8 protein-coding genes are annotated in these 8,551 nt (G+C 68.8%); all 8 read right to left on the bottom strand.

Annotated features, from left to right (window positions below; genetic code table 11):
• Positions 1-146: 146 nt before the first annotated feature.
• On the bottom strand, positions 147-407 hold the full coding sequence (locus K2Y03_RS12915; RefSeq protein ID WP_294091181.1) for a hypothetical protein: 261 nt from the start codon (positions 405-407) through the stop codon (positions 147-149).
• A gap of 19 nt (positions 408-426) precedes the next feature.
• Positions 427-1,851, bottom strand: a complete 1,425-nt coding sequence (locus tag K2Y03_RS12910; RefSeq protein ID WP_294091180.1) for an aldehyde dehydrogenase family protein — start codon at positions 1,849-1,851, stop codon at positions 427-429.
• 210 nt (positions 1,852-2,061) lie between these two features.
• On the bottom strand, positions 2,062-3,480 hold the full coding sequence (locus K2Y03_RS12905; protein ID WP_294091179.1) for a S41 family peptidase: 1,419 nt from the start codon (positions 3,478-3,480) through the stop codon (positions 2,062-2,064).
• An 81-nt stretch (positions 3,481-3,561) separates the two neighbouring features.
• Positions 3,562-5,112 (bottom strand): methyl-accepting chemotaxis protein, encoded by a 1,551-nt coding sequence (locus K2Y03_RS12900; RefSeq protein WP_294091178.1) that lies wholly within the window; start codon positions 5,110-5,112, stop codon positions 3,562-3,564.
• Entirely contained in the window at positions 5,105-5,395 is a 291-nt protein-coding gene (locus tag K2Y03_RS12895) for a hypothetical protein (RefSeq protein WP_294091177.1), read from the bottom strand. Before K2Y03_RS12895 ends, K2Y03_RS12900 begins: the two co-directional genes overlap by 8 nt.
• A gap of 207 nt (positions 5,396-5,602) precedes the next feature.
• Entirely contained in the window at positions 5,603-7,015 is a 1,413-nt protein-coding gene (gene glnA, locus K2Y03_RS12890) for a type I glutamate--ammonia ligase (protein ID WP_294091176.1), read from the bottom strand.
• Positions 7,016-7,118: 103 nt separating this feature from the next.
• Positions 7,119-7,457, bottom strand: coding sequence for a P-II family nitrogen regulator (locus tag K2Y03_RS12885; RefSeq protein ID WP_294091175.1), 339 nt, complete (start codon positions 7,455-7,457; stop codon positions 7,119-7,121).
• 119 nt (positions 7,458-7,576) lie between these two features.
• Positions 7,577-8,464 (bottom strand): LysR substrate-binding domain-containing protein, encoded by an 888-nt coding sequence (locus K2Y03_RS12880; RefSeq protein ID WP_294091174.1) that lies wholly within the window; start codon positions 8,462-8,464, stop codon positions 7,577-7,579.
• Positions 8,465-8,551: the final 87 nt, after the last annotated feature.

Raw genomic sequence — 8,551 nt, 5'->3', positions numbered from 1 at the left:
CGGCTTCACCACCAGCTGGGCGGTGCCGAACCGCTCAAACGCGGCGGCGATGCTGTCCGCATCGGCATCGCCGAACCAGCTGGGCACCACCGGCACCCCGGCCGCGGCCAGCGCCTGCAGATAGGTCTTGCGCATGTTCCACGCGATCAGCGCGGGCGGGTTGAACAGCGGCACCGCCGCCGGCCAGCCGGCGGCGGTGCCGCCCAGCCGGCCGGATCGGCATGATAGCCCCATGCAAACATCGCGAGCGCCGCCTTCGCGTCGCCCCCCGCCGGCGCATCCCAGCGGCGCGGGGCGAGCGTCAGGCCCTGCGCGGCAAAGGCAGCGCGATACGCCTCAACCCCTTCTACCGCCATCTCGCCATAGCTGCTGCCGGCGGCCGGCATCAGCACCTCGATCACGGCCATGGCGGCGCCCCCGGCCCGGTCAGGCCGGCGCGCCGACGATGGTCTTTACCTCCATGAAGTCAGCCAAGCCAAAGCGGCCATTTTCGCGCCCGTTGCCCGACTGCTTGTAGCCGCCAAAGGGCGCCGCGCCATCCGGGCTCCAGCTGTTGATGGTGACGAGGCCAGCGCGCAGCCGGGGCGCCACGCCCGCCGCCGCTGCCGGATCGCCCGAAATCGTCGCCGACAGGCCATAGGGCGTGTCGTTGGCGATGGCGACCGCCTCGTCCAGCGTTTCATAGCTGGTGATGGTGGCAACGGGGCCGAACACTTCCTCCTGCGCGATGCGCATGTCGGGGGTCACGTCGGCGAACAGGGTCGGCTTCACATAATAGCCGGCATTGCGCCCGTCGGGCCGGCCGGTGCCGCCGGTAACGAGCGTTGCGCCCTCGTCGATTGCCGACTGGATGAGGCCCTGGATCTTCTCGAACTGCGCCTTGTTGACGACGGGGCCGATATGCTGGCCCATCTCGGCCGGGTCGCCGGCCTGGGTCGCTTCCATGATGCCCTTCACGATCGCGGTGGCGGCGTCGGTCTGCGACCGGTGGACGAGCAGGCGCGTCGGCGCGATGCAGCTCTGGCCGCTATTGGCGATCACGCCGAACACGGTGGGCGGCAGCACGGCGGCCAGATCGGCCCCTTCCAGCACCAGATTGGGCGCCTTGCCGCCCAGTTCCTGATGCACGCGCTTGACGGTGGCGGCGGCCGCCTGTGCCACGGCCACGCCGGCGCGGGTGGAGCCGGTGAAGCTGACCATGTCGACCCCGCGATGCGCCGACAGTGCCGCGCCCACGCCGGGCCCGTCGCCATTCACCAGGTTGAAGACACCTGCCGGCACGCCTGCTTCGTGCAGGATTTCGGCCAGAATCATCGCGCAGCTGGGCGCTTCTTCGCTGGGCTTCAGGATCATCGCATTGCCGGCGGCGAGCGCGGGCGCGACCTTGGCGGTGATCTGGTTGAGCGGCCAGTTCCACGGCGTGATCATGGCGATGACGCCAACCGGCTCATGCACCACCTTGGCCCGGCCCAGCCGCTCCTCGAACGGGAAATCTACCAGCGCTTTCAAGGTGTTGACGAAATGACCAAGCCCCGCCGGCACCTGTGCCGCCGTCGCAAAGCCGATCGGCGCGCCCATTTCCTCGCTCACGGCCCGCGCCAGGTCGGGCATGCGGGTCTTGTACACCTCGATGATGCGCTCCAGCAGCGCGGCACGCTCGGCGACGCTCGTTTGCGCGAAGCGGTCAAAGGCGCGGCGCGCAGCGGCCACGGCCTTGTCGACATCGGCGGTGCTGCCCAGCGTGATCGCGGTGCAGGGCGCTTCGGTGGCGGGGTTGATCACCTCGTGGCGGCGGCCGCCCTCGCTCGGGGTCCAGGCGCCGTCGATATAATGGTTCAGCAGCTCGTGCATGGGGCTCTCCTAAGGTTGCGCCCTGTGTGGCAAGCCCGGCGGGCAACGGCAAGGCTCAGTGTCTTGTCCGAAACGCTGTTTCGGATGGTCCGGCACCGGCCCGCTCCCCCACCCGGCCACCCATTCAGGATATTCTTGTGGGTGGCCGGGTGGGGGAGCGGGCCGGTGCCGCCTCAAAATCAGCTCTTTCGCGAATGTCGAATCAGCCTCTCAGGCGCGCGCAATCCAGCCAAGCGCGGCGTCGAGCACGGGATCGCGGCCTGCGGCAATGTCTGCCGCCGTCAGCGCCACCGGCACATCGGGCGCGACGCCGGCATCGGGCTGGGGCGTGGTGGCGAAATAGCCGACCAGCGGCAGGTCGAACTCAAGCCCGCTTTCGGGCAGGCGCACGAAGAAGAAGGCGCCGCCATTGATGCCGCGCCGGTTGCCGCCCGTCGTCTCGCCGAACAGCCGCACCTTGCCACTGGCGCGCCCCATGAGCGCGAAGTGGAACGCGGCCGAGCTGTTGGTCGGCGAAATCAGCGTCGCCACCGGCAGGTTGAGCCGGCGGGCGTCGGGGCGGATGGTGCTGGCGTCATTGCCGCCGGGCCGGGCGATAAATCCATCAGCCAGCGCCGCGCCGCCCACGCCCATGGTGCGGAAACTGTTATCCCACGTGTCCAGGTAACGGTCTAGTTCGGCCGGTGTCCGGCGATAGCGCAGCCGCTGTTCATAGCCCGGCGGCGGCAGGTCGCGCTCCACCAGCCGGGCGAGAATCGGGTCGCCGCAATCCAGCCCGCCTTCATTGTCGCGCAGGTCGATCACCAGCCCGCGCGCGCCGCCCAGCGAATCGAGCCGGTCGTTCAGCCAGCCCAGCCAGTCCCACTTGCTGTTGTACACCGCCCAGCCCGGCATGGTGAGCAGCGCCACGTCGCCGCGCATTGCCCAGGTCCAGCGCGCGCCGTCGCCATCGTCGGCCGCCTTGGGCATGGCGGCGCGGCGGGCGGCAAGCCCGATTGCGGGCAGCCGCTGGTCGACCGGGCGCCCGTCCGGCGCGACGCCGGTGACATGATGCTCACCCCCCGGCGGCGGCGCCAGCAGGCCTTGAAACACGTCGAAAAACTCGACCGTGTCGACGCCGCGCACTTCCAGCAGCGCGCGGCGCTTGCCGTCATTATGCCCGTCGGCCCTTGTATAGGGCATCAGCTGGGCGAGGAGCCTGTCGCTCGCCACGCCGTTCACCCGGGTGATGCGCGTGCCGGGGGCCAGGCCGCTGTCCAGCCCGGCAATCACCACCATCTGGCCGTCCAGCCAGCGGAAGTGGAAGGGCAGGCGCGTCGGCCGGTCGAACAGCGCGCTCACCACCCGCCGCTTCTGGTTGAAGAAGCTGGCATAGCTGTGGCCGCAGCGCAGCGTCGCCAGAAAGCGCGACAGTGCGAGATAGCGCGCTTCCTGGCTTGCCCCCGGCCAGGTCGCGGCCAGCCGGTCGAGCCCGTCCGCTACCGCGCGCGGGCTGGCATAGCGATACAGGCCCGGATGCAGTGCCATCGCCGCGCGCACGATTGCCACGTCGTCGGCATAGCCGGCGGGGGCGGCTGCGCCGATCAGCGGCAGGGTGGCAAGGCCCGTGATCAGCTGGCGACGGTCCATCGCCGGCCATTGTGCCTCCATACCACCCGGCGCTGCAAGCCGCCCAAGGCGCTGATGCTGCCCGAAGCGGGGCGGGTGGCGTCAGGCGGCGCGGGCGTAGGCCGGGCGGCTGGCGCGGCCAGTATCGGCGGCGCCGCTGAAGCGGAACTGGCGGGTCAGCTCGGTCAGCCCGGCCACGTCGCTGGCCAGCGACCGGGTGGCGGCGGTCGATTCCTCCACCATCGCCGCGTTCGACTGGGTCACCTTGTCGATCTCGCGGATCGCGGCGTTGACGGTGTCGAGCGCGCCGGCCTGCGCCTCGGTCGACTGGGCAATCTCGCCGACCAGATGGCGAACATCGCCGAAGCGGTTGACGATCTGGCGCACGGTCGCCCCGGCCCTGTCGACCAGCGCGACGCCGTTTTCGATCTGGCTGGCGCTGGTCGCGATCAGCCCCTTGATCTCGGCCGCGGCAGCGGCGGCCTTTTCAGCCAGGCTGCGCACCTCGATCGCGACCACCGCAAAACCGCGGCCTGCCTCGCCCGACCGGGCCGCCTCGACGCCGGCGTTCAGCGCCAGGAGCGTGGTCTGGAAGGCGATGCCGTCGATCAGCCCGACGATCGAATTGATCGCCTGCGACGATTTGTTGATGTCTTCCATCGCGCGGCGGGCGTCGTTCACCACCACGTCGCCGGCCTCTGCCTCGGCAAAGACTTCGCTGAACAGCTTTTCCGATTCGCCCGCGCGGCTGGCAACGCTCTTCACCGCCCCGCTCGACTGGGTGGCGGCGGCGGCGGTTTCCTCCAGCGTTGCCGCCTGGCGCTCGGTCCGGCGCGACAGGTCGTCGGCGGCCGAGGTGATTTCGTGGGTGGTCGCCGCGATGCTGGCAATCGCGCTTGCCAGCTGGCCCATCATCGCCTCCAGCTGGCTGGCGGTCGCGTTGAAGTCGTGGCGCAGCGGCTCATATTCGGCGTCGAACGCCCGGTTGAGCCGCACGGTCAGGTCGCCGCCTGCCAGCTGTTCGAAACCGGCGCGCACCTCGTCCATCACCCGCGCACGGGTTTCCTGCCCGGCAAGCACCTTCTGGTGCGCCTGCTCGGCATCCGACAGCGCCTTTGCCGAGGTGGCGAGAAGGGCGACCAGCGCGTTTGCGGTCCACATCAGCACGCCTGCCTCGACCAGCACGATCACGGCGTGCAGCACCACCCGGCCCAGGCTCGCCTCGCCCCCGAAGACGAAGACGGGCGCGATGAAGCTGGTCGCCAGATGGTGCACTGCCGTCACCAGCGTGGCGGCCAGAATCGTGCGCCAGTCGCACAGGATGACCAGCGCCGCGATCACCGCGAAGAAGGGCATGTGCATGTCGGCCTGCCAGGGATGGCCGGCCATGGCGAAGAGCATGCCGGCCGGTACCAGCGGCGCGGCGATGCCCAGCGTCAGCCGCGCCGTCATGTCTGACTTGCCCTGCACCAGGTTCCACACCGGCAAGGCCATGGCCACCGCACAGATGGCCGTGCCGGCCAGCGTGTGCGCGCCGCCCAGCACCAGCCCGGTCGCCAGCGTGGCGAGCGTTCCGGCCGCCATCAGCGCCACCATCACCCGCGTGCCGATCTGCCGCATCGTCTGAAGCGACAATTGACTGACGTTAAGCACCGGCTTTTTCCTCCGTCGAACAGGCGCGTGCATCGGCGCCGAGCAGAATGATGCCGCGCTGGGCGGCGGTTGCGAAAATGTCTGACTTGCCGGCATCGATCACCAGCGTGCCCGGCCACGGCCCGGCACCGCGCAGGCGCACGTCCGCGCCCAGCAGCGCTGCCGCCGGCGTGCCGCCCAGCGGCACTGCGAGCATCGTGCCGCTGGCGGGCGGCGCGACGGACATCATAGTAATGGCCGCTGCGCCCAACAGCGCCTGTGCCACGACCTGGCCTGTAACCATGGTTAGCGATGTTCCCGACGGGAAGGGATGTTCCCGCAGGCGGCTATGGGCGGAAACGCCTTGGCGATTGGTTAATCGCGCGGGCGTCTGGCACCGGTTATTGCGGCGCAATATTGGGGTTTGCGATACAAGCCACGGACGACAAAAGAAAACCGCCACCCGAAGGCGGCGGTGACGCCCGTAGAAATACGGGTCAGCGGCTGACGATCAGCCGCTGTAATACATGTCGAACTCGACCGGGCTCGGCGTCATTTCCCAGCGGGCGACGTCTTCACGCTTCAGCTCGATATAGGCCTCGATCTGGTCCTTGCTGAACACATCGCCCTTCAGCAGGAAGTCCATGTCCGCTTCCAGGCTGTCCAGCGCCTCGCGCAAGCTGCCGCACACCGTCGGCACATTGGCCAGTTCCGCCGGCGGCAGGTCATAGAGATTCTTGTCCATCGGCTCGCCGGGGTGGATGCGGTTGGCGATGCCGTCCAGCCCCGCCATCAGGATCGCGGCATAGGCAAGATAGGGATTGGCGAGCGCGTCGGGGAAGCGGAATTCCACCCGCTTGGCCTTGGCGCCAGTGCCATAGGGAATGCGGCACGAGGCCGAGCGGTTGCGGCTCGAATAAGCGAGCAGCACCGGCGCCTCATAACCCGGCACCAGCCGCTTGTAGCTGTTGGTCGACGGGTTGGTGAAGGCGTTGAGTGCCTTGGCGTGCTTGATGACGCCGCCGATGAAGAACAGGCACAGGTCGCTCAGCCCGGCATAGCCATTGCCGGCGAACAGCGGATTGCCGTCCTTCCAGATCGACACATGGGTGTGCATGCCCGAGCCATTATCTTCCTTGATCGGCTTGGGCATGAAGGTCGCGGTCTTGCCATAGGCATGCGCGACCTGATGGACGACGTATTTGTACACCTGCATCCGGTCGGCCGTCTGCACCAGCGTGCCGAAGGTCAGCCCCAGCTCGTGCTGTGCGGCGGCCACTTCATGGTGGTGCTTGTCGCAGGGCAGGCCCATCTCGATCATGGTCGAGACCATCTCGCCGCGAATGTCGACCGCCGAATCGACCGGCGCGACGGGGAAATAGCCGCCCTTGGCGCGCGGCCGGTGGGCCAGGTTGCCGCCCTCATAGTCGCGGCCGCTATTGGTGGGCAGTTCGATATCGTCGAGCTTGTAGAAGCTCGTCGAATAGCTGGTTTCGAACTGGACATCGTCGAAGATGAAGAATTCGGCTTCCGGCCCGACATAGACGGTGTCGCCGATGCCGGTGTTCTTCAGATACGCCTCGGCGCGCTTGGCGGTGGAGCGCGGGTCGCGGGCGTAAAGCTCGCCGGTGGCCGGCTCGACAATGTCGCACACCAGGATCAGCATCGGCGTCGCGCTGAACGGGTCGATATAGACCGCGTCCAGATCGGGCTTCAGGATCATGTCGCTTTCGTTGATCGCTTTCCACCCGGCAATCGACGAACCGTCGAACATGAAGCCGTCGGTCAGCTCATCCTCGCCCACCACGCTGGCCACCATGGTGAGGTGCTGCCACTTGCCCTTGGGATCGGTGAAGCGCAGGTCGACCCACTCAATCTCTTCGTCCTTGATCATGTTCAGGATGGCGGCGGCGTCGTTGGCCATGTGGCGTTCCCCTTGTTGCGTGGCTGGGTGCGGGCAGCGCTTTCCATTCAACCGCTGCCCGCGCGGATTACAAACTCAAAATGGACACAAATGCTGCGGCGCGTCAAATCGCGTTTTCGTCCCGCTCGCCGGTGCGGATGCGCAGCGCCTGCTCAACCGCGATGACGAAGATCTTGCCGTCGCCGATGCGGCCGGTGTGCGCGGCCTGGGCAATGGCTTCCACCACCCGGTCGCTCATCGCATCGTCCACCACCACTTCCAGCTTCACCTTGGGCAGGAAGTCGACGACATATTCGGCGCCGCGATACAGCTCGGTATGGCCCTTTTGCCGGCCAAAGCCCTTGGCCTCGGTCACCGTGATGCCCGACACGCCAACCTCGTGCAGCGCCTCCTTCACCTCGTCGAGCTTGAAGGGTTTGATGATCGCCTCGATTTTCCGCACCAGACTCGTTCCCGCCCTCGGGCGTGACGCCCGTTGATGCCCCATCTTACAAGCTTCGCAAGATACGGGAAGGGCCGCGCGACGGGTTGATTGCGCAGCGGCCGGCCGCTGGCGGCGGGCTAGGGCGGCGGCGCCTGTTCGGCGGCCAGCGTCGCCCTGATCCAGCCGGCCAGCATATCGGCGGCGGCGTTGGCGCGGCGCGGGGCGGCGGGGCGGACCAGATAATAGGCGCTCTGGTCGTCTACCGCGATGGCGAAGGGGGCGACGAGTCGCCCCGCCGCCAGATCGCGCGCGACCAGCAGCCCGCGGGCCAGCGCCACGCCTTCGCCGGCCGCGGCCGCCTCCAGCAGCAGCCCGGCATCTTCGTACATCGGGCCGTTGCGCGGTTCGGCAAGCGCCACGCCGGCGGCCGCGAACCACGGCTGCCAATGCTGGCGCAGGTGGCGCAGCAGCGTCGCCCGCGCGAGATCGGCGGGAGTGGCAAGGCCCAGCCGCTCGGCATAGGCCGGCGCCCAGACCGGGAACAGCCGCTCGCCCGCCAGCCGCGTCGCGACCAGCCCGGGCCACGCGCCGCCGCCATAGCGCAGCCCGGCGTCGATCCCCCGCTGGCCCGGCGCGGCAAGCTCGAGCCGCGCGTCGAGCTGAAGGTCGATTCCGGGATGCGCTGCCCGGAACGCCGGCAGCCGGGGCACCAGCCAGCGATGCGCGAAGGAGGGGAGCACGCTCACCCGCAGCGGCTGGCGCGCGGGCTGCGCGGCCGGGAACGTCTCCGCCAGCAGCGCGAGCGCCTGCGCCACCGGCTCGGCCAGTGCACGGGCGCGCGCGCTCGGGATCATCCGCTGCCCCTGCCGCTCGAACAGCCGCACGCCCAGCCGGGCTTCCAGCTCGCGCACGCGGTGGCTGATCGCGCTGTGGGTCAGCCCCAGTTCGCGCGCGGCGGCGCTGTAGCTTTCCAGCCGCACCGCCGCCTCCAGCGCGCGCAGGCTTTGCAGGGAGGGGATGGTCACGCCACCATTGTGACAAAACATCACAACCCCGGCAATCTCATATCGTTGGCGCCCGGCCGGTGGCGGGGGGATAAGCCGGGTCGGGAG

The sequence above is a fragment of the Sphingomonas sp. genome (assembly GCF_019746015.1).
Classification (GTDB): domain Bacteria; phylum Pseudomonadota; class Alphaproteobacteria; order Sphingomonadales; family Sphingomonadaceae; genus Sphingomonas.
Note: the sequence above shows the minus strand (reverse complement) of the source record. Positions and strands in the feature narration are given on the sequence as shown.